This is a genomic window from Arthrobacter sp. SDTb3-6 (genome assembly GCF_013376095.1).
Taxonomy (GTDB): domain Bacteria; phylum Actinomycetota; class Actinomycetes; order Actinomycetales; family Micrococcaceae; genus Specibacter.
This window is the reverse complement of record NZ_JAAMFN010000020.1, coordinates 25468-46660: the sequence shown is the minus strand read 5'-3', so window position 1 is coordinate 46660 and position 21193 is coordinate 25468. Positions and strand designations below refer to the sequence as shown.

Genomic DNA, 21193 nt, shown 5'->3' with positions numbered 1-21193 from the left:
ACCCGTAGAATCCAATCGGAGGAACCGTGACCAAGTACACACTTCCAGAACTCAGCTATGACTACGCTGCCCTGGAGCCGAACATTTCGGCCCGCATCATGGAGCTGCACCACAGCAAGCACCACGCAGCATACGTCGCCGGCGCCAACACGGCGCTTGAGCAGCTTGCCGAAGCCCGCTCCACCAACAACTTCGCCAACGTGGCCAAGTACTCCAAGGACCTGGCCTTCAACCTGGGCGGCCACACCAACCACTCCATTTTCTGGAACAACCTCTCGCCCGAGGGCGGCGACAAGCCCGAAGGTGAGCTTGCGGCAGCCATCGACGACGCCTTCGGCTCCTTTGACGCCTTCCGCGCCCACTTCACCGCAGCAGCCCTGGGCATCCAGGGCTCCGGCTGGGCGCTGCTCTCCTTCGAGGGCCTGGGCGGCAACATCGTGATCGAGCAGCTGTTCGACCAGCAGGGCAACGTCCCCGTGGCCACCACCCCGCTGCTGATGCTGGACATGTGGGAGCACGCCTTCTACCTGGACTACGTCAACGTCAAGGCCGACTACGTCAAGGCGTTCTGGAACATTGTCAACTGGGCCGACGTCGCCAAGCGCTTTGACGCCGCCCGCAAGAACGCCACCGGGCTGATCCTGCCGTAAGCAGACCGGCCTGCCGGCCGCCTGGCGGCCGGTCCATGGGTGCCCGCCGCCGTCACATTGGCGGGGCGGGGCCCTAGGAACGTAATATGGATCACGGCGCGCGCATCGCAGGCGCGCCAGCGTCAATCTCTGCCCAACGTCGTGCGGGAACCACCGGTTGAGTGCCCACACCCAACCAGACAACGGGTGCCGCAGGCACCAAGGAGAGAGAAACAGTGACTACACGTATTGGCATCAACGGTTTCGGCCGGATCGGCCGCAACTACTTCCGCGCAGCGTTGGCCCAGGCTGCCGACATTGAAATTGTGGCGGTGAACGACCTCACCAGCCCGGAGGCCCTGGCCCACCTGCTCAAGTACGACTCCGTCAGCGGCCGCCTTCCGGTGGGCGTGGAAGTTGCCGACGGCCACCTCGTGGTGGACGGCAAGACCATCACCGTCCTGGCTGAGCGCGACCCCGCCAAGCTGCCCTGGGGCGAGCTCGGCGTTGACATCGTCATCGAGTCCACCGGCTTCTTCACGAAGGCCTCGGACGCCCAGAAGCACATCGACGCAGGCGCCAGGAAGGTCCTGATCTCCGCGCCGGCCTCCGACGAGGACATCACGATCGTCCTGGGCGTCAACGACGAATTGTACGACCCCGCCGCGCACCACATCATCTCCAACGCCTCCTGCACCACCAACTGCCTCGGCCCGCTGGCCAAGGTCCTCAACGACAGCTTCGGCATCGAGCGCGGCCTGATGACCACGGTGCACGCCTACACGGCCGACCAGAACCTGCAGGACGGCCCGCACCGCGACCTGCGCCGCGCCCGCGCCGCAGCCATCAACATGATCCCCACCTCCACCGGTGCCGCCAAGGCCATCGGCCTGGTCCTGCCGGAGCTCAAGGGCAAACTGGACGGCTACGCCATCCGCGTCCCCGTCCCCACCGGCTCCGCCACCGACCTGACCGCCACGGTCGGCCGCGAAGTCACGGTGGAGGAAGTCAACGCCGCCTACAAGGCCGCCGCGGCCGAAGGCAAGCTCTCCGGCTACCTGACGTACACGGAAGACCCGATTGTCTCCTCGGACATCGTGGGCGACCCGGCGTCGTCCATCTTTGACTCGGGCCTGACCAAGGTCATCGGCAACCAGGTCAAGGTGGTCTCCTGGTACGACAACGAATGGGGCTACTCCAACCGCCTGGTCGACCTGACCGAACTCGTAGCAGCCAAGCTCTAAGGAATCGCATGACACTCCACACCCTCAGCGAACTCATCGATGAAGGTGTCCGCGGGCGGCACGTTCTTATCCGCAGTGATTTGAACGTGCCGCTCGACGGCGCTTTGGTGACTGATGACGGCCGCATCAAGGCCTCGCTGCCCGTGATCAAAACACTGGCCGAGGCCGGTGCCCGCGTCCTGGTCAGCGCCCACCTGGGACGGCCCAAGGGGACACCCGAGGCGACGTACTCGCTGGCACCGGCCGTGGCCCGCCTGGCGGAGCTCGCGCCGGAACTGAACGCCACCCTCGCAGCGGACACCACGGGCCCCGCGGCCCGGGCCGGTGCCGCCGCGTTGGCCGACGGATCGGTGCTGGTCCTGGAAAACGTGCGCTTTGACGCCCGTGAGACCTCCAAGGACGACGCCGAACGTGCAGCCTTTGCCGCCGAGCTCGCCTCCCTCACGGGGGACAACGGCGCGTACGTGGACGATGCCTTCGGCGCCGTGCACCGCAAGCACGCCAGCGTATACGACATCGCCAAGCTGCTCCCGTCCTACCAGGGTGACCTGGTCCGGACGGAGCTGGAGGTGCTGACCAGGCTCACCACGGACACGGTCCGACCCTACGTGGTGGTGCTGGGCGGCTCCAAGGTCTCGGACAAGCTGGCCGTCATCGACAACCTGCTCGGCAAGGCCGACACCATCCTGGTGGGCGGCGGCATGCTGTTCACGTTCCTGGCCGCACAGGGCCACCAGGTGGGGGCGTCGCTGCTGGAGAAGGACCAGATCCCCGTGGTCCGGGCGTACCTCAAGCGCGCGGCGGCGGCCGGGACAACCTTTGTCCTGCCCACCGACATCGTGGTGGCCTCCGGCTTTGCCGCCGACGCCGATCACGAAACCGTCGCGGCGGAAGCCATCGAGGCCTCCAGCTTCGGTGCCACCGGGCTGGGCCTGGACATCGGGCCCGAGTCCGGGGCCGCCTTCGCTGCGGCCATCGCTCCCGCCAAGACGGTGTTTTGGAACGGGCCCATGGGCGTCTTTGAGTTCCCGGCATTTGCCGGCGGCACGCGCGCCATTGCGGAGGCACTGGCCAAGAACACCGCCAACGGCGGCTTCACGGTCGTCGGCGGCGGGGACTCGGCCGCAGCAGTGCGCACGCTGGGCTTCGACGACAGCGCCTTTGGCCACATCTCCACCGGGGGCGGGGCCAGCCTGGAGTTCCTTGAAGGCAAGGAACTGCCGGGCCTGGGCGCCCTGGAGCGCTAGCCACACCGGGTGGCGGCAGCAACGCTGCCGCCACCTTCGTGCGCCTGCCGGCGCACCCTGAAGATTTTTCACTTTGAGCACTGCAAGGAACGAGAGAGCGATGACGACTTCGACCAACGGGAAATTTGACCGCACACCGCTGATTGCCGGCAACTGGAAGATGAACATGGACCATGTCCAGGGCATCACCCTCCTGCAGAAGCTGGCGTGGACGCTGTCCGACGCCCGCCACGACTTTTCCCGGGTAGAGGTTTCCGTCTTTCCCCCCTTCACCGACATCCGCGGCGTGCAGACACTAGTGCAGGGCGACAAGCTCAAGCTCAGCTACGGCGCCCAGGACCTCTCCGACCAGGACTCCGGCGCCTACACCGGCGACATCTCCGGCGCCTTCCTGAACAAGCTCGGCTGCACATACGTGTTGGTGGGCCACAGCGAACGCCGCGAGATCCACGGCGAAAGCGACGAACTGCTCAATGCCAAGGTCAAGGCCGCGTTCCGCCACGAACTGACCCCCGTGCTGTGTGCCGGCGAAGGCCTGGAAGTCCGCCAGGCGGGCACCCACGTGGAGCACACGCTCGCCCAGGTGCGTGCCGCCGTCGCCGGACTCACCGCTGAACAGGCAGCGCAGCTCGTCATCGCCTACGAACCGATCTGGGCCATCGGCACCGGTGAGGTTGCCGGCCCCGCCGATGCGCAGGAACTGTGCGCAGCCATCCGCGCCGAACTGGCCGGGCTGTTCGACGCCGACACGGCCGCCAAGACCCGCCTCCTCTACGGCGGCTCCGTCAAGGCGGCCAACGTGGCGGCCATCATGGCTGAGCGCGACGTCGACGGGGTCCTGGTGGGCGGGGCCAGCCTGGACGCGGGGGAGTTTGCCAACATTGCGCGCTTCGAAAACCACCTCGTCACCAACTAGGCCCCGTCTCCGGCCCGTCCAGTGTCCCGCCGGCCGCGCCGGTTCGCAAAGACCGGACCGGGGCGGATAGACTGGGTCGAAACGGTGCCCTGCACCACCCCTGAGACAAACCGCGCTGAAAGGCCACAAGTGGAAGCACTGAAAATTGCCCTGCAGATCCTGTTGGGCATCACCAGCCTGCTGCTGACCCTGCTGATCCTGCTTCACAAGGGCCGGGGCGGCGGGCTGTCGGACATGTTTGGCGGCGGCATGAGCTCCAACCTCGGATCCTCCGGCGTGGCAGAACGAAACCTCAACCGCTTCACCGTGGTGCTGGGCATCACCTGGGGCGTCGTGATCATCGGCCTGGGCCTGGTCATGTCGTACGCCACCTAGGAACTGGGTCGTATAGGAACTGGGTCGTCTAGGAACTGGGTCGTCTAGGAACGGCGCCACAAACGCACAAAGGTCCCGTCCGTAAGTCTTCTTCCGGACGGGACCTTTTTGCGTGCCGGCTGACCCGGCGGTGATCAGCTGTCGCGGCGCATAAGCTGTTCGGGGACCTTCGCGGCAGCCTCCTGGTCGATGAGCCACAGGGTCTTGTTGACCCCGCGCGCACCGGACGCAGGCACCTGGACGGGGTTGGCGCCGGCCAGGCCCAGCCCGACGGCGGCCGCCTTGTCCGCGCCGGCGGCCACAATCCAAATTTCCTGGGCAGTGTTGATTGCTTCCAGCGCAAGCGACACGCGCGTCGGGGGCGGCTTGGGGGAGTTGCGCACGCCCACCACGGGCTCGCCCTGGCTGCGGATGCCGGACATGTCGGGAAACAGGGAGGCAATGTGGGCGTCCGGGCCCAGGCCCAGCAGCAGCACGTCGAAGCGGGGGACGGCCGGGGCACTTTCGGACCGGTCGTCGTCGTCGTTCTCCCATTGCAGCTTCGCCGCAGCGGTGAGCTGGTCCGTATAGTCGGCCACGGCCGCATCCAGGCTGTCCACGGCATCGGAGGCGGCCATGATGTGCACCCGGGCGGGGTCGGTGCCGATGTGGTCCAACAGTGCCTCAGCGGCCTGGTTGGCGTTGCGGTCAGGGGAGCCGGCCGGCACGAACCGTTCGTCGCCAAACCAGAAGTTCACCTTGGCCCAGTCGACGGCGAGGCGGGCCGGCGACGCGGCCACCGCCTTCAGCGTGGCAATGCCTACGCTGCCGCCGGTCAGGACCACGGTGGCCTCGCCCCGTTCGCCCTGGACATCCAGGAGCCGCGTAATGAGCCGGGCCGCCGTGGTGGCGGCCAGCACGTCAAAGGAGGGGTGCAGGGTGATGCGTACATTGCGGCTCATGCAGTGACTACCTTCTCTTCCGCCAACAGCTTGCTCATGCCTTCGGTGACCACTTCGCCGAAGACCTCGTCGGGGTCAAGCCTACGCAATTCTTCGGCGAGGCAGTCCTGGAGGGTGCGGCGGGGCAGGGAAATTTGCTGGTCGGGCTGGCCGGGCTGGGTGAGCACGGCCTCGACGGAGCCGGGGCGGTGGAGTTCGACGTTCCCGCCATCGCGTTCGAGCACGACGCGCCGGATCCCGGTGCCGCGGGGGTCCTCCGTGACCGTGATCGGCACGTCCAGTGCCTGGTGCAGCCAGGCGGCCAGCAGCAGCGTGCTGGGGGAGTCGCTGGCGCCCTCGACCTGCAGCCCGGTGATGGGCCCGGCCGTGTCCAGCTGGTCCAGGACCGCGGCCAGCTGGATCCGCCAGTTCGTCAGCCGGGTCCAGGCCAGGTCGGTGTCCCCGGCGGCATAGGTGGCACCAATGTGCTCCAACGCCGCGCGCGGGTCCGCCTGGCCGGCGGAGTCGGTGATGCGGCGGTGGGCGATGCGCCCGATCGGGCTCAGGCTCGCGGACTCGGGCGCGTTGTTCGGCCACCAGGCCACGATGGGCGCGTCGGGCAGCAGCAGGGCCGAGACCACGGACTCGCTTTCCGGGGCGAGCTCGCCGAAGCCGCGCAGCACGATCACCTCCGACGCGCCGGCATCGCCGCCCACCCGGATTTCCCCGTCCAGGCGGGTCGGCTCCCCGGCCGAACCGGCCGCCAGGACGATGATGCGGCACGGGTGTTCCCTGCTGGCCAGGTTCGCGGCCGCAATGGCCTCCTCCTCCTGCCCGTTTTGGGTGATGACCACCAAGGTCAGCACACGGCCCAGGGTGACCACGCCGCCCTGTTCACGCATCGTGACAATCCGCTTGGTGATCTTAGAGGTGGTGGTGTTGGGTAGGTCAACGATCACGGTCGCCGCCACGTCCTTCCGTCTCGCTTTAACAATTCATCGGCCGAGGTCGGCCCCCAGCTCCCGGGCGCGTACGCCTCCGGCTGGATGTTTTCCGCCGCCCAGAAATCCTCAAAGGGATCCAGGATCTTCCAGGACAGCTCCACCTCCTGGTGCCGCGGAAACAGCGGCGGCTCACCCAGGAGCACGTCCAGGATCAACCGCTCATACGCCTCGGGGCTCGACTCGGTAAACGCATGCCCATAGCCAAAGTCCATGGTCACATCCCGGACCTCCATCTGCGTCCCGGGCACCTTGGAACCAAAACGGATCGTCACCCCCTCATCCGGCTGGACCCGGATCACCACCGCGTTCTGCCCAAAGTCATCCTCGGCATGGTCGGTGAACAACAGGTTCGGGGCCCGCTTGAACACCACCGCGATCTCCGTCACCCGCCGGCCCAGGCGCTTGCCCGCCCGCAGGTAAAACGGCACCCCGGACCAGCGCCGGGTGTTGATGTCCAGGCGGATCGCAGCAAACGTCTCCGTCGTGGAGTCCGAGGGGATCCCCTCCTCCTCCAGGTACCCCAGCACCTGCTCCCCGCCCTGCCACCCGCCCGCGAACTGCCCGCGGGCCGAATGCCCCGTCAAGTCCGCCGGCAGCTTCACGGCCGCCAACACCTTCTCCTTCTCCGCCCGCAGGTCCTCGGCATTGAAGGAAATCGGCTCCTCCATCGCCGTCAACGCCAACAGCTGCAACAAGTGGTTCTGGATCACGTCCCGGGCCGCGCCCACGCCGTCGTAATAACCGGCACGGCCGCCCGTGCCAATGTCCTCCGCCATGGTGATCTGCACATGGTCCACATAATTCGCATTCCACAACGGCTCAAAAAACTGGTTCGCGAAACGCAGCGCCAGGATGTTCTGCACCGTCTCCTTGCCCAGGTAATGGTCAATCCGGAACACCGAATCCGCCGGGAACACCGACTCCACAATGTCATTCAACGCCCTCGCCGAAGCCAGGTTGTGCCCGAACGGCTTCTCAATGACCACCCGGCGCCAATTCTCCTCCCCGCCCTGCGCCAGCCCATGCACCGACAACTGCCGGCACACCAGCTCAAAGGCCTTCGGCGGGATCGAAAGGTAGAACGCATGGTTGCCCTGCGTGCCCCGCTGCTCATCCAACCCCGCCAGCGTCGCCTTCAGGCGCTCAAAGGCCTCGTCGTCGTCAAAAGTGCCGCGGACGAAACGGATGCCCTCGGCCAGCTGGTTCCAGACAGCCTCGTCAAAGGGGGTGCGGCAATGCGCCTGTACGGAGGCCTTGACCTCCGCGGCAAAATCCGCACGGTCCCAGTCACGCCGGGCAAAACCCACCAACGCGAAACTCGGCGGCAACAGCCCCCGGTTCGCCAGGTCGTACACGGCCGGCATCAACTTCTTCCGGGACAGGTCACCGGTCACTCCAAAGAGCACCAGCGACGACGGACCCGCCACCCGGGACAGCCGCCGGTCGCGACCGTCCCGAAGCGGGTTTGCTTGTTGTGTTGCAGTGTTCATGGGCATGTGGGGTGGCTCGGCCTTATGCGTCGGTGCGGCGGCCGGCAAGGGCTGCCACAGCAGTTTTCAGTTGTTCAACACCGGTGGCGACGTCCGTCAGGTGCAGGCGCAGCACGGGGCGGCCGTGGTCGGCCAGGACCCCGGCGTCGCCGGCGGCCTGGGCTGCGATCAGCTGGCCAAAGGTGAACGGGCGGTCCGGAATGGCCAGGTCCTGTGCAGCAGCTCCGGTCACCTGCAGGAAGACGCCGATGGCCGGGCCGCCCTTGTGGAACTGTCCGGTGGAGTGCAGGAAGCGCGGGCCCCAGCCGAACGTGACGGGGCGGGCGGTCGCGGCCGCCAGTTCGTCGCGGATTCCGGCCAGCGGCGCGTTGGCGGGCCGGTCCAGGTAGGCCTGGACGCTGAGGTAGCCGTCGGCCGGCAGTGCCCCGGCCAGGGCGGACAACGCCCCGGCCACGGTCGAGGCACCGGCCAGCCAGCCGGCGTCGGCGTTGGCCGTGCGGACCTCAATGGCACCGTCGGTGAACAGGGCCGGCGTGGGCTGCGGCGTGGCGTCGAGCAGCCCGCGGGCAGCGGCCTTGGCGGCCTCCACGTCCGGCTGGTCGAAGGGGTTGATGCCCAGCAGGCGCCCGGCCACGGCCGTGGCGAATTCCCACACCATCATCTGCGCGCCGAGGTCACCGGCGATGGACACTTCATTGTTCCGAAGTTCGACGTCGGCATCCCCGGCCACCAGCCGGACCACCAGGACATCGGCGAGGCCTTCGGTGACCTCGGGCGAGGCCGGATCGGCCACGACGGGCAGCAGCCCGGTGCCCAGCTTGCCGGTGGATTCGGCAATGAGCTGTTCGGCCCAGTCGGCGAAGCCCACGATTCCGGAGCCTTCGTCGACGATGACCACCTTGTTGCGCAGCGGGGTGGTGCCGCCCAGGGCTGCGCCGAGGCGCAGTCCGATGTTGTCGGCGTCGTCATCGCGCAGGATCTCGGCGGCCTCCTCAGCGGAGTCAAGCAGCGCCTGCACGTCCACGCCGGCCAGGCCGGAGGGAACGAGCCCGAACGCGGTCAGGCCGGAATAGCGCCCGCCCACGTTGGGGTCCGCGTTGAAGACCTTGCGGTAGCCGGCCTCGCGGGCCGACTTGTCCAGCGGGGAGCCGGGGTCGGTGACGATGACGATGCGCTGCCTGGCGTCGATGCCCGCGGCGGTGAACTCCTGCTCGAAGATGCGCCGCTGGGAGTCCGTCTCCAGGGTGGAGCCGGACTTGGAGGAGACCACGATGGCGGTCTGTGCGAGGCGGTCCTGCACGGCGGCACGCACCTGGCCCGGCTCGGTGCTGTCCAGCACGGTGAGCTCAACGCCGGCGGTGGCCGTGATGACTTCCGGGGCCAGCGAGGAGCCGCCCATGCCGCAGAGCACGATGTGGCTGATGCCCTCGGCCGCGAAGGCGTCGCGGAGGGCGTTGATCTCGGCGACGAGCGGTGCCGAGACCTCGGGGGTCTCCACCCAGCCCAGCCGTTTGGCGGACTCGGATTCGGCGTCCGGCCCCCACAGCGTGGCGTCCTTGGCGAAGATCTTGGAGGCGACCTTGTCGGCGACGAGTGATTCCAGGTGGATGGTTCCGGCGGCCTGTGCGGCGCCTGTCGCGGCGAATGCCAGGGAGGTCATGGCTAGGCCTCCTTGCCTGCGGCGTCCAGGGCGTCCTGGACGTGGTTGAGCAGGTCCTTCCAGCTGGCGACGAACTTGTCCAGGCCCTCGGTTTCAAGCAGCCCCACGACGTCGTTGTAGGAGATGCCCAGGCCTTCGAGCTGGTTGAGCAGCGCGTTGGACTCCTCGTAGGTGCCGGTGACGGTGTCGCCGGTGATTACGCCGTGGTCGAAGGTGGCGTCGAGGGTCTTCTCCGGCATGGTGTTCACCACGTCCTTGGCAACCAGGCCCGTGACGTACAGGGTGTCCGGGTAGGCCGGGTCCTTGACGCCCGTGGAGGCCCACAGGGGGCGCTGGGGGAGGGCCCCGGCGTCGGCCAGCAGTGCCCACCGCTCGGAGGAGAAGACCTCCTCGAAGGCCTGGTAGGCGAGGCGGGCATTGGCCAGGCCGGCCTTCCCCTTCAGGCCCTTGGCCTCGTCGGTGCCCAGCGCGTCCAGGCGCTTGTCGATTTCGGTGTCCACGCGGGAAACGAAGAAGGAAGCCACGGAGTGGATGTCGGCCAGCTGGTGGCCGTTGGCCTTGGCCTGCTCAAGGCCGCTGAGGAAGGCGTTCATCACAGCGCGGTAGCGCTCCAGGGAGAAGATCAGCGTGACGTTGACGCTGATGCCCTCGGCGAGGGTCGCCGTGATGGCTGCCAGGCCCTCGACCGTGGCCGGGATCTTGATGTAGACGTTCTTCTTGTTGACCTTGGCGTACAGGCGCTTGGCCTCGGCGATGGTGCCTTCCGTGTCCCAGGCCTTGCGGGGATCGACTTCGATGGAAACGCGGCCGTCAACGCCGTGGGTGGCCTCGGCCACGCCGGCGAACAGGTCGCAGCCGGCCGCTACGTCCGCCGTCGTCATCTCAAAGACGGCTGCCTCGGCGTGGACGCCCTTGGCGGAGAAGTCCTTCAGCTCCGTCTTGTAGGCGTCGCTCTTGGTGATGGCGGCCTCAAAGATGCTGGGGTTGGTGGTGACGCCGACCACGTTCTTTTCCTCGATGAGCTTTTGCAGCGTGCCGGTGGTCAGGCGGGTGCGGGACAGGTCGTCGAGCCAGATGGACACTCCGGCGGCGGAAAGCTGGGCAGTGGGTGATGCGTTGGTCATGGCTTGGTGCTTCTTCCTGCAAAAAATGGATGGGTGGGAGCCGGCGCGGGACCGGCGCTGCGGTTCCGGGATCAGGCCCCGGCGGCGGCCAGCGAGTCCTTGGCTGCGGCCGTGACAGCCGCGGCGGTGATGCCGAACTCCTGGAACAGGCGCTTGTAGTCGGCGGAGGCGCCGAAGTGCTCCAGGGAGATGGAGCGGCCGGCGTCGCCGACGAACTCGCGCCAGCCCAGGGCCAGGCCGGCCTCGACGGAGACGCGGGCCTTGACGGCTGCCGGGAGCACCGACTCGCGGTAGTCGGCCGGCTGGGCGTGGAACCACTCGACGCACGGCATCGAGATGACCCGGGCGGCAATGCCGTCGGCGGCCAGCGCCTCGCGGGCCTCCACGGCCAGCTGCACCTCGGAACCGGTGGCGATCAGCAGCACGTCGGGGGTGGCGACGGCGCCGTCACGCACGGCCTCGGCCAGCACGTAGCCGCCCTGGGCAACCCCGGCGGCGGAGCCGAACTCCGTGGCCGTGGCAGCGCCGTCACCGCGGGCGTAGGTGGGGATGTTCTGGCGGGTGAGCACGATGCCGGCCGGGTGGTCCGTGGTTTCCAGGATCTTCGCCCAGCCTGCGGCGACCTCGTTGGCGTCGCCGGGGCGGACCACGTCCAGACCCGGGATGGCGCGCAGGGTGGCGAGCTGTTCCACCGGCTGGTGGGTGGGGCCGTCCTCGCCCAGGCCGATGGAGTCGTGCGTCCAGACGTAGACCGAGGGGACGCCCATGAGGGCGGAGAGGCGGATGGCCGGGCGCTGGTAGTCGCTGAAGATCAGGAACGTGCCGGAGAACGCCCGGGTGGGCCCGCCCAGGTGGATGCCGTTGACGATCGACGCCGCGGCATGCTCGCGGATGCCGAAGTGCAGCACCCGGCCGTAGGGGCCGCCGGACCAGGTGTCGGTCTGCTTGGACGTCGGGACAAAGGAGCCGGCACCCTCGATGGTCGTGTTGTTGGAACCGGCGAGGTCGCAGGAGCCGCCCCACAGCTCGGGGAGGACTCCGGCGACGCCGTTGATGACCTTGCCGGAGGCCACGCGGGTGGAGACGTCCTTGCCGGCCTCAAACACCGGCAGGTTCTTCTCCCAGCCTGCCGGGAGCTCCTTCTTTTCAATGCGCTCCAACAGGGCCGCATTCTCGGGGTTGGCGGCCTTCCAGGCCTCGAAGCCGGCACTCCATTCCTGGTGTGCCGCGGCGCCGCGGTCGGCGACCTGGCGGGCGTGGGCGAGGATGGCCGGATCGACGTCGAAGTGCTTCTCCGGATCGAAACCAAGTTCCACCTTCAGCGCGGCGACTTCGCCGCCGCCCAGGGCGGAGCCGTGGATGGCGCCGGTGTTCTGCTTCTTCGGCGAGGGGTAGCCAATGATGGTGCGCAGCAGGATGATGGACGGTTTGGTGGTCTCGGCCTTGGCGGTTTCGAGGGCGGCGTTCAGTTCCGCCACGTCCTCAACGTATTCTCCGGTTTTGGTCCAGTCGACGCGCTGGATGTGCCAGCCGTAGGACTCGTAGCGCTTGAGCACGTCTTCGGAGAAGGCGATGTTGGTGTCGTCCTCAATGGAGATGTGGTTGGAGTCGTAGATGACGACCATGTTGCCCAGCTCCTGGTGGCCGGCCAGCGAGGAGGCCTCGCTGGTGACGCCTTCCTGGAGGTCGCCGTCGGAGGCGATGACCCACACCGTGTGGTCGAACGGGCTGGTGCCGGGGGCGGCGTCGGGGTCCATGAGCCCGCGCATGCGGCGCTGGGAGTAGGCGAAGCCGACGGCGGAGGCCAGGCCCTGGCCGAGCGGGCCGGTGGTGATTTCCACACCCTTGGTGTGCTTGTACTCGGGGTGGCCCGGGGTCAGGGAGCCCCAGGTGCGCAGTGCTTCCAAGTCCTTTAGTTCCAGGCCGTAGCCGGAGAGGAAGAGCTGGATGTACAGGGTCAGGGAGGTGTGGCCGGGGGAGAGGATGAAGCGGTCGCGGCCGATCCAGTCGGGGTCCTTCGGGTCGTGGCGCATGACCTTCTGGAACAGGAGGTAGGCGGCCGGGGCCAGGGACATGGCGGTTCCGGGGTGCCCGTTGCCCACCTTCTCAACGGCGTCCGCGGCCAGGACACGGACGGTGTCCACTGCCTTCGCATCTGCTTCGGTCCACGTAAATGTTGCTGTTTCAGGATGTGACACTGACAGTTCCCTCTCGTTGGGTGCGTGCATGAAACAAGTGCCGGGCACACGGATGGCCTGCGGGGGTGAACTCGTCCGCCATCGGGTACTGCGCACTGTCCAGCGTTGAAACGTTGATCTGTCTTCAGCTTAGTGCCACGGGTGCCGCCATGGGCCAAACCAGGGAGGCCCCCGGAATTCACAAAGCCGGTGGCGGCAGGGCATTTGATCTAATTTCCGTCAAATTCCCGTAAAGACTTGACATATGCGCGTTCACGCCTTTTCACGTGCGGCCAGCTATGATATTTAGAGGCTTGGCCCGGCATGGCCCTGTTGTCCGGCTGGTGCGGTGCACCGGCTGCGCGGCGTGCGGGCCATGGAGAATGAATGAGAACGACCGACTAGAACATGGTGACATTACACGTGAGTGCAACGCATGCCCCGATCGCTGGAACTTCACCGGAAGCACCCCGTGCACGGTTGGGATTTTCGGCCAAAGCCAAGGGGTACCTGGCCCTGACCAAGCCGCGGGTGGTGGAACTGTTGTTGGTCACCACGCTCCCCACGATGTTCTTCGCCCAGGGGTATTCCGGCCGGGGCGGTCTTCCCGGCGTGTGGCTCATGGTCGCCACCATGGTCGGCGGCGCGTTGGCCGCCGGCGCATCGGGGGCCTTCAATTGTTACATTGACCGCGACATCGACAAGGTGATGCACCGCACGTCAAAGCGGCCGCTGGTCACCGGCGTCATCACCCCGCGTGAGGCACTTGTCTTTTCCTGGATCCTGACCGTCCTGGCCGTGGGCCTGCTGTGGAGCATCAACCCGCTGACGGGCGTCCTGGGCATCGGCGCCATCTTCCTGTACGTGGTGGTCTACTCGCTGGTCCTCAAGCGCCGCACCACGCAGAACATCGTCTGGGGCGGGGCGGCCGGCTGCATGCCGGTGCTCATCGCCTGGTCCGCCGTCACGGACACCGTCCAGTGGCCGGCCGTGATCCTGTTCATGATCATCTTCCTCTGGACGCCGCCGCACTACTGGCCGCTGTCCATGCGCTACAGCGACGACTACAACGCCGTCAACGTCCCCATGCTGGGCGCCGTGGCCGGTTCCCGCACCGTGGCCGTGCAGGTGGTCCTTTACACGTGGGCGATGGTGGCCTGCTCGCTGCTCATGGTGCCCCTGGGCGGTGCCGGGATCGTGTACACCGTGGTGACCGTGGCCGCGGGCGCGTGGTTCCTCGTTGAGGCCCACACGCTGTACAACAATTCCAAGAAGGACCTGGTCACGAAGAAGAACGCCATGAAGGTCTTCCACGCCTCGATCACCTACCTGACGCTGGTGTTCCTGTCCCTGGCCGTGGACCCCTTCGTGGGCCGGGCCCTGATGGGCTAGCCTCTCCTGCGAGGCACGTGAGGCACGGTCCTTGTTGATCGACGGCGGCACCCACCGCATGCGGACGGGTGCCGTTTTGCTGTAGTGGGCTCCCGTGGACGCAGGCGGCGACTCCCAGGACGCAGCAGGCCCCGCACCTTTGGTGCGGGGCCTGCTGCGTTATTCAACGGCTGGTGCCGTTACGCGGACCGGACGGGATCCTTGCCGCGGCGCAGTGCCAGGTCCACGATGTTGGTGCCGGTGGCCAGCAGCAGGGAGGCCCCCACCATGTGCAGCCCGACCAGGAAGATGGGCACGCCGGTGAAGTACTGCCAGTAGCCGATGGCGCCCTGGTAGACCACGCTGACGATGAGCAGGATGGCCGCGTTGCGCAAGATGTCACCGCGTCCGCGGCGCCACAGCAGCACCATGAGCAACACCGAAACCGCCACGAGGACGTACACCGGCAGCACGTGGATGCGGGTGACGAGGTAGCCGTCGAGGTTGGTGCGCGGGGATGTGGCGTCCCCGGAATGGGGGCCGGTGCCGGTCACCAGGGTGCCGAGGATGACGGCCAGGTAGGTGCACACGGCTGCAACAACGCTGAGCTGGCGGATGGTCTTCCGCGGACGCAGTGCCGCGGGAGGCGCAGTCCGGCCCGCACGGCCATAGGCACGGTTGACCAGCAGCATGGTGAACACCACCAGGGCCGCCGAGACCAGGAAGTGCAGGCTCACCACGTAGGGGTTGAGCCCGGACAGCACGGTGATCCCGCCAATGACCGCCTGGACAGGGATGCTGGCCAGCAGCGAGAAGGTCAGCCAGAACAGGTCCTTGCGTTCCTTGCGAAGGTTCCACAGCACCACGACCAGGGCCAGTGCCACGGCGGCCAGCGCAAACGTCAGCGTGCGGTTGGTGAACTCAATGACGCCGTGGATGCCCATCGCAGGGGTGTTGGTGAGCGATCCGGGCGTGCAGTTCGGCCACGTGGGGCAGCCCAGGCCGGAACCGGTCAGGCGCACCACCCCGCCGGAGACGATCAGCACGCCCTGGCCGATCAGCAGGCCCACGGAGAGGCGCCGGATCGCGGGTGTGACTGTCGTGGGCAGCTTGCGCGCCACGGACTTGATCGTGTTGTTTTGACTCACTTCATTCACAACTTTCAGTTCCACTTGAACCATTTGATTGCCGCGATGGAACCGGCAACGGCCCAGGCCAGCAGGATGACAATTGAAAAAACATCAATACGGCCCTGCAGCAGCGCGGCCCGCATCAGGGTGCCCAGGGCTCCGGACGGCAGCCATGCCACGATCCCGGCCATCGTGGCGGAGAACTTTGCCGCCGGCAGCACAATGCCGCCCAGGGCGGCCAGCAGGATCCAGCCCAGGTTCGTGATCGCCAGGGTGGCTTCGGGGCGGACGGTGCCGGCGATCAGCAGGCCCAGGGCCGTAAACGTGGCGGCCCCGAGGATCAGCAGGGGAATGCCGAGTGCGACGCCGGCCGCCGAGGGCCGCCAGCCCATGAACGCGGCCACCGTGGAGATGATGGCCACCTGGATGGCGAGGGCCACCAGGACGGCAATGACCTTGCCGGCGATGAGGCCGGCCTTGCCGAGCGGGGTGGTGGAGAGGAAGCGGAGCACGCCGTAGCGCCGGTCGAAGCCGGTGGCGATGCCCTGTCCGGTGAAGGCCGTGGAGAGGGCGCACAGGGCCAGGATGCCGGGGGTGGCGATGTTGATCCGGGAATCACCCATGCCGTTGAGGATGGGGGTCACGGCCAGGGCAACCAGGCCCAGCAGTGGCATGACGATCATCAGGACCAGCTGCTCGCCGTTGCGCAGCATGGCGGCGGCCTCGTACCGGCCCTGGTTCAGCACGCGGCGGGGGAGCGATGCCGGGAGCCCCGCGGGGGCGTCGTGGAACAGGGTGCTCATCGGATCTCCGTCTTGAGTGCGTGCGGCTTCACGGTTGCAGGTTCCCGCGACGCGGCAATGGCCAGGAACACATCCTCCAGCGACTGTGACGCCAGGTGGACCGAGGTTGGCATGACGCCCAGCCGTGCACACCATTGGCCAAAGCGGGCCAGGTCGGCCGGTTCCAGCGCGCCGGCCAGCCGGTAGCTGCCCGGCCGGGTCTCCTCGCAGTGCACATGTTCGTGGGCCAGCGCCGAGGTGTCCAGCCCGGGTCCCGCTTCGAAGGTCATGGTGCGCTGCGATTGCGACGCCGTCGACTGGCTCAGCAGTTCCGGCACGGTGCCCTCGGTGACGGATTCGCCGTGGTTGACAATGTAGACGTAGTCGGCCAGCCGCTGGGCGTCATCGAGCAGGTGGGTTGTGAGCACGATGGCCTTGCCGGCGTCGCGCAGTTCCCGGATGAGCTCAAAGACCATCAGCCGGGACTGCGGATCCAGGCCGGCGCTGGGCTCATCCAGGAACAGGACCTCGGGGTTGCCCAGCAGGCTTGCGGCCAGGGCCACCCGCTGCTTTTGGCCGCCGGAGAGCCTGCGGATGGTGGTGGCGGAAAATTCGGCAATCCCCAGCCTGTCCACGAGCGCATCCACGCTCAGCGGGTTGCTGTACAGCCTGGCCACGTGGCGCAGCAGCGCCACGGGGCGGGCCGCCGGTGGCAGGCCGCCGTCCTGGAGCATCACCCCCACCCGGGCGCGGAGCGCGGCACCGGCATTTTCCGGGTCCTGGCCCAGCAGGGAGATGGTGCCGGCGGTGCGGTTCTGCAGGCCCTGCGCACACTCGATGGTGGTGGTCTTGCCGGCACCGTTGGCACCAAGCAGCGCAGTCACCTCGCCAAAGCGGGCCTGCAGGCTAATATTGGAAATGATCCTCTTCATCCGCCCGTCCAGGGCGGGGATGGGACCAACGTCCTTGACCAGCCCGGTGATGACCAGGGCGGCGTCGGGAGCGGAGTTGGGAGTCAGCGTCACGGGCCTATTCTACGTGATGTAGTACCCCATCCGTGAAGGTGCGACGGCGGTGCATCCGCCAGGGGTGCGCGTGTAGGGTCGCCTTACTGGCATGCGGCCGACAATTACGACATAATAGTGTTGTTTATTGTTCTGTTCCCAATTGAGGTGGCGGAGGTGCCGGGAATGACGGAAGTCCAAGCGGGGCAGGTCCCCGTCCTTGATCCGGACGAGCGTACGCGCGACCGTGTGCTGACGGCCGTGCTCGAACACGGCCCCGTAAGCGCAGCCCAGATGGGGAAACTGTTGGGCCTGACACCGGCGGCCGTCCGCCGCCACCTGGACACCTTGTCCCGGCACGGCGTCATTGAGGTCAAGCTCATCAGCAACGCCAAGAGCGGCGCCGGGCGCCCGGCCCGCCGTTACGTTGTCTCCCGCCAGGGGCAGACGAAAATTGGTGACGACTACCTGGAGATTGCGCGGCTGGCCCTGAAGGAACTGGCGGCCACGCGCGGGGGCCAGGGCGTCATGGAATTTGCCGAACGGCGCTTCGCCCACATGGAATCCAGCTACCAGCCGCTCGTGGACGCAGCCGGGCCCGACGTCGCGGCACGCTCCAAGGCGCTGGCCCGGGCCCTGACCGCCGACCGCTTTGTGGCCACCTCCGACTCGCTGAACCCGCACTCCGCCATGGCTGCTGAACAGCTGTGCCAGGGACACTGCCCCATCCAGGAACTGGCCACCACCTTCCCCGAGTTTTGCGACGCCGAGACTGAAGTTTTTTCCCGGCTCCTGGGTGTCGATGTGAGGCGGCTGTCCACCATGGCCAGCGGCGGCCACGTATGCACCACCCACGTACCAACGGGCCGCGCCGTGGTCCGCAAGCGCGTCAGCGCGCCTGCGGGCACCGTGCGGACGAACGGAAATATTTCCAACCATCAGCAAGAAAGGCCGTGATGACGGATCAATTGGCGCAAGAAGTACGCGCGAATGACGTGGTGGAGGACTCCACCAACCACGATATCCTCCAACGAAACCCGGAGCTGGAGGGGCTGGGCTCCTACGCTTTTGGCTGGTCAGACAAAAACGCAGCCAGCGACAACGCCCGCCGCGGCTTGAGCGAAGAGGTCGTCCGCGACATCTCAGCCAAGAAGAACGAGCCCCAGTGGATGCTGGACATGCGCCTGAAGGGCCTGAAGTACTTTGACCGCAAGCCCATGCCCACGTGGGGTGCGGACCTGTCCGGCATCGACTTCGACAACATCAAGTACTTCGTCCGCTCCACGGAGAAGCAGGCCCAGACCTGGGAGGACCTGCCCGAGGACATCCGCACCACGTACGAGCGCATCGGCATCCCGGAGGCCGAGCGCAGCCGCCTCGTCGGCGGCGTCACGGCCCAGTACGAATCCGAGGTGGTCTACCACCAGATCCGCGAGGACCTCGAAGCCCAGGGCGTCATCTTCACCGACACCGATACCGGCCTGCGCGACTACCCGGAAATCTTCCAGGAGTACTTCGGCACCATGATCCCGGTGGGCGACAACAAGTTCGCCTCGCTGAACACGGCCGTCTGGTCCGGCGGATCCTTCGTCTACGTCCCCCCGGGCGTGCACGTGGAAATCCCGCTGCAGGCGTACTTCCGCATCAACACCGAGAACATGGGCCAGTTTGAGCGCACGCTGATCATCGCCGACGAGGGCAGCTACGTCCACTACATCGAAGGCTGCACCGCCCCGATCTACACCTCGGACTCGCTGCACTCGGCCGTCGTTGAGATTGTGGTGAAGAAGAACGCCCGCGTCCGCTACACCACCATCCAGAACTGGTCCAACAACGTGTACAACCTGGTCACCAAGCGGGCCATCGCCCACGAGGGCGCCACCATGGAATGGGTCGACGGCAACATCGGCTCCAAGGTCACCATGAAGTACCCCGCCGTGTACCTGGTGGGCGAACACGCCAAGGGCGAGACCCTCTCGGTCGCGTTTGCCGGCGAGGGCCAGCACCAGGACACCGGGTCGAAGATGGTCCACATTGCGCCGAACACGCAGTCCTCCATCATCTCCAAGTCGGTGGCCCGCGGCGGCGGCCGCTCCGCCTACCGCGGGCTCGTCCAGATCCGCGAGGGCGCCAACCACTCCGCCAACACGGTGCGCTGTGACGCCCTGCTGGTGGACAACATCTCCCGCTCGGACACCTACCCGTACGTGGATGTGCGCGAGGACGACGTCTCCATGGGCCACGAGGCCACGGTCTCCAAGGTCAGCGAAGAACAGCTGTTCTACCTGCAGTCCCGCGGCATGCCCGAGGACGAGGCCATGGCCATGATTGTGCGCGGCTTCATCGAGCCGATCGCCAAGGAACTGCCCATGGAATACGCACTGGAACTGAACCGCCTGATCGAACTGCAGATGGAAGGGGCCGTCGGCTAAATGACCGAGCTCACCGAAGAAAAAACAATCGACGCCGCCGACGGCAAGGTCTGGTCACAGGGCTTCATCAAGGGCATGACGGAGGAAGGGGAGCAGCTTTCGGACCTCAACCCCGAAAGCGGCCCGCTGGGCGGCAGCGCCGTCAAGGCGCACAGCCACGGCGACAGCCACGGCGGCGGCGTCGGCGTCCCCGACAGCTCCCGCGCAGGCCGCCTGACCTCCTACAAGCTGGCTGACTTCCCGCTGATCACCGGACGGGAAGAGGACTGGCGGTTCACCCCGCTCAAGCGCCTGCGCGGCCTGGACCGCGTCGGTGTCAAGGGCCAGCAGCTTGACGGCCCGGCACCCGCCGTGGAGGTCACCAAGCCCGACGCCGTCACGGTGGAGACCGTGGGGCGCGGCGACGCGCGCATCGGCCGCGCCGGCATCCCCGAGGACCGCGTGGCAGCCGCCGCATGGGAAAACTTCGCAGAAGCCACCGTGGTGACCCTGCCTGCCGAATACCAGGGCACGGCCGAGGACGTCACCACGCTGACCCTCACGGGCGCCGGCACCACCCCGGCCGCGTCCCACATCCTGGTGCACGCGAAGCAGTTCGCCACCGGCGTGGTGGTCCTGGACCACCGCGGCACGGCCGTGCTCAGCGAAAACGTCGAAATCCTGGTGGAGGACGGCGCCAACCTGACCGTCGTCAGCATCCAGGACTGGGACGACGACGCCGTCCACGCCAGCGCCCAGCACATCCAGGTGGGCCGTGACGCTAAGGTCAAGCACGTTGTCATCAACCTGGGCGGCAACCTGCTGCGCACCACCCCGTCGGCCCGCTACGCGGGCACCGGTGCCGAGGTGGAGATGTACGGGCTGTACTTCGCCGACGCCGGCCAGCACCTGGAACAGCGCCTGTTCGTGGACCACTCCACCAACAACTGCAAGTCCCGCGTCACGTACAAGGGCGCCCTTCAGGGCGACGGTGCCCATGCCGTGTGGATTGGCGACGTGCTGATCCGCAAGGCCGCCGAAGGCACCGACACCTACGAGATGAACCGCAACCTGATCCTGACCCAGGGTGCCCGGGCCGACTCGGTGCCGAACCTGGAAATCGAGACCGGCATGATCGAGGGTGCCGGCCATGCCAGCGCCACCGGCCGTTTTGACGACGAGCAGCTGTTCTACCTGCAGGCGCGCGGCATCCCGGAGGATGTTGCCCGGCGCCTGGTGGTGCGCGGCTTCCTCAACGAAGTCATCCAGCACATCAAGGTTCCCGCCCTGGAAGAGCGCATGCGCGAAGCCGTGGAACGTGAGTTGGCGGCAGGCACACTGTAATGACCGAACCGTCCACCACAACGCCCACCGGCGTTGTTGTCTGCCAGGACAGCGACGTCGAGGTGAAGTCCGCCCTGCTCGTGGAGATTGACGATTACCCCATCGCCATCGTCCGCGACTCCTACGGGGAACTGCACGCCATCGGCGACACCTGCTCACACGCGGAAATCTCGCTCAGCGAGGGCGATGTGGAGGACTGCACCATCGAATGCTGGGCACACGGCAGCTCGTTCGACCTCAAGACAGGCCAGCCGCTGACCCTTCCCGCCTTCGAACCGGTGCCCGTCTTTGCCCTGTCAGTCCACGGCAGCGACGTCTACGTGGACGTCACCAACATCATCAACGGCGTCAGCACGCAGTAGCGT

General features: G+C 67.1%; 19 protein-coding genes. 10 read left to right on the top strand and 9 right to left on the bottom strand.

The annotated features are described in order from the left end of the window. Nucleotides 1-26 precede the first annotated feature (26 nt). From G6035_RS11265 to secG, 5 genes are all read left to right on the top strand, one after another. The gene (locus G6035_RS11265) at nt 27-650 is read left to right on the top strand and encodes a superoxide dismutase (RefSeq protein WP_176617184.1); all 624 of its coding nucleotides are present in this window, start codon (nt 27-29) and stop codon (nt 648-650) included. A 215-nt stretch (nt 651-865) separates the two neighbouring features. Beyond that, nucleotides 866-1873, top strand: coding sequence for a type I glyceraldehyde-3-phosphate dehydrogenase (gap, locus tag G6035_RS11260; protein WP_176617183.1), 1008 nt, complete (start codon nt 866-868; stop codon nt 1871-1873). Between the two features lie 8 nt (nt 1874-1881). Then, complete coding sequence (gene pgk / locus G6035_RS11255; RefSeq protein ID WP_176617182.1) at nt 1882-3120, top strand: phosphoglycerate kinase; 1239 nt, start codon at nt 1882-1884, stop codon at nt 3118-3120. 100 nt (nt 3121-3220) lie between these two features. Then, on the top strand, nt 3221-4036 hold the full coding sequence (gene tpiA / locus G6035_RS11250; RefSeq protein WP_176617181.1) for a triose-phosphate isomerase: 816 nt from the start codon (nt 3221-3223) through the stop codon (nt 4034-4036). A 129-nt stretch (nt 4037-4165) separates the two neighbouring features. After that, complete coding sequence (secG, locus tag G6035_RS11245; protein ID WP_176617180.1) at nt 4166-4411, top strand: preprotein translocase subunit SecG; 246 nt, start codon at nt 4166-4168, stop codon at nt 4409-4411. A gap of 134 nt (nt 4412-4545) precedes the next feature. Here secG and pgl read toward each other — a convergent pair whose 3' ends face one another. The 6 genes from pgl to tkt form a co-directional block, all read right to left on the bottom strand. Further along, nucleotides 4546-5352, bottom strand: a complete 807-nt coding sequence (gene pgl, locus G6035_RS11240) for a 6-phosphogluconolactonase (protein WP_176617179.1) — start codon at nt 5350-5352, stop codon at nt 4546-4548. After that, nucleotides 5349-6290, bottom strand: coding sequence for a glucose-6-phosphate dehydrogenase assembly protein OpcA (locus tag G6035_RS11235; protein WP_176617178.1), 942 nt, complete (start codon nt 6288-6290; stop codon nt 5349-5351). The genes pgl and G6035_RS11235 overlap by 4 nt, the downstream gene beginning before the upstream one ends. Continuing rightward, nucleotides 6287-7825, bottom strand: a complete 1539-nt coding sequence (gene zwf / locus G6035_RS11230) for a glucose-6-phosphate dehydrogenase (RefSeq protein WP_256127910.1) — start codon at nt 7823-7825, stop codon at nt 6287-6289. Before zwf ends, G6035_RS11235 begins: the two co-directional genes overlap by 4 nt. 22 nt (nt 7826-7847) lie before the next feature. Continuing rightward, a complete protein-coding gene (locus G6035_RS11225) occupies nt 7848-9485 on the bottom strand; it encodes a glucose-6-phosphate isomerase (protein ID WP_176617176.1) in 1638 nt (545 codons plus the stop codon). A gap of 2 nt (nt 9486-9487) precedes the next feature. Further along, on the bottom strand, nt 9488-10609 hold the full coding sequence (gene tal / locus G6035_RS11220; protein WP_176617175.1) for a transaldolase: 1122 nt from the start codon (nt 10607-10609) through the stop codon (nt 9488-9490). A 71-nt stretch (nt 10610-10680) separates the two neighbouring features. Further along, nucleotides 10681-12837: a transketolase gene (tkt, locus tag G6035_RS11215; RefSeq protein WP_176617174.1), complete on the bottom strand. Its 2157-nt coding sequence runs from the start codon at nt 12835-12837 to the stop codon at nt 10681-10683. A 360-nt stretch (nt 12838-13197) separates the two neighbouring features. Between tkt and G6035_RS11210 the strand changes: the two genes are divergently transcribed. Continuing rightward, a complete protein-coding gene (locus G6035_RS11210) occupies nt 13198-14178 on the top strand; it encodes a heme o synthase (RefSeq protein WP_371130983.1) in 981 nt (326 codons plus the stop codon). Between the two features lie 179 nt (nt 14179-14357). Here the strand turns inward: G6035_RS11210 and G6035_RS11205 are convergent, their stop codons facing one another. From G6035_RS11205 to G6035_RS11195, 3 genes are read right to left on the bottom strand one after another with little or no spacing between them, the layout of a single operon-like run. Next, nucleotides 14358-15314, bottom strand: coding sequence for a heme A synthase (locus G6035_RS11205; protein ID WP_371130979.1), 957 nt, complete (start codon nt 15312-15314; stop codon nt 14358-14360). 5 nt (nt 15315-15319) lie between these two features. Continuing rightward, the gene (locus G6035_RS11200; protein ID WP_176617171.1) at nt 15320-16090 is read right to left on the bottom strand and encodes an ABC transporter permease; all 771 of its coding nucleotides are present in this window, start codon (nt 16088-16090) and stop codon (nt 15320-15322) included. After that, on the bottom strand, nt 16087-17094 hold the full coding sequence (locus G6035_RS11195; RefSeq protein WP_371130978.1) for an ABC transporter ATP-binding protein: 1008 nt from the start codon (nt 17092-17094) through the stop codon (nt 16087-16089). The genes G6035_RS11200 and G6035_RS11195 overlap by 4 nt, the downstream gene beginning before the upstream one ends. Before the next feature lie 165 nt (nt 17095-17259). On the opposite strand from G6035_RS11195, the gene G6035_RS11190 reads away from it, so the two are divergent. Genes G6035_RS11190 through G6035_RS11175 form a run of 4 tightly spaced genes read left to right on the top strand, consistent with a single transcriptional unit; the run spans nt 17260 to nt 21190 of the window. Next, nucleotides 17260-18030 carry a metalloregulator ArsR/SmtB family transcription factor gene (locus G6035_RS11190; RefSeq protein ID WP_176617170.1) on the top strand — a complete coding sequence of 257 codons (771 nt, stop codon included), beginning with the start codon at nt 17260-17262 and terminating at the stop codon, nt 18028-18030. After that, on the top strand, nt 18030-19505 hold the full coding sequence (gene sufB / locus G6035_RS11185; protein ID WP_176617169.1) for a Fe-S cluster assembly protein SufB: 1476 nt from the start codon (nt 18030-18032) through the stop codon (nt 19503-19505). The genes G6035_RS11190 and sufB overlap by 1 nt, the downstream gene beginning before the upstream one ends. Then, entirely contained in the window at nt 19506-20828 is a 1323-nt protein-coding gene (gene sufD / locus G6035_RS11180; RefSeq protein WP_176617168.1) for a Fe-S cluster assembly protein SufD, read from the top strand. After that, nucleotides 20828-21190, top strand: coding sequence for a non-heme iron oxygenase ferredoxin subunit (locus G6035_RS11175; RefSeq protein ID WP_176617167.1), 363 nt, complete (start codon nt 20828-20830; stop codon nt 21188-21190). Before sufD ends, G6035_RS11175 begins: the two co-directional genes overlap by 1 nt. Nucleotides 21191-21193 lie beyond the last annotated feature (3 nt).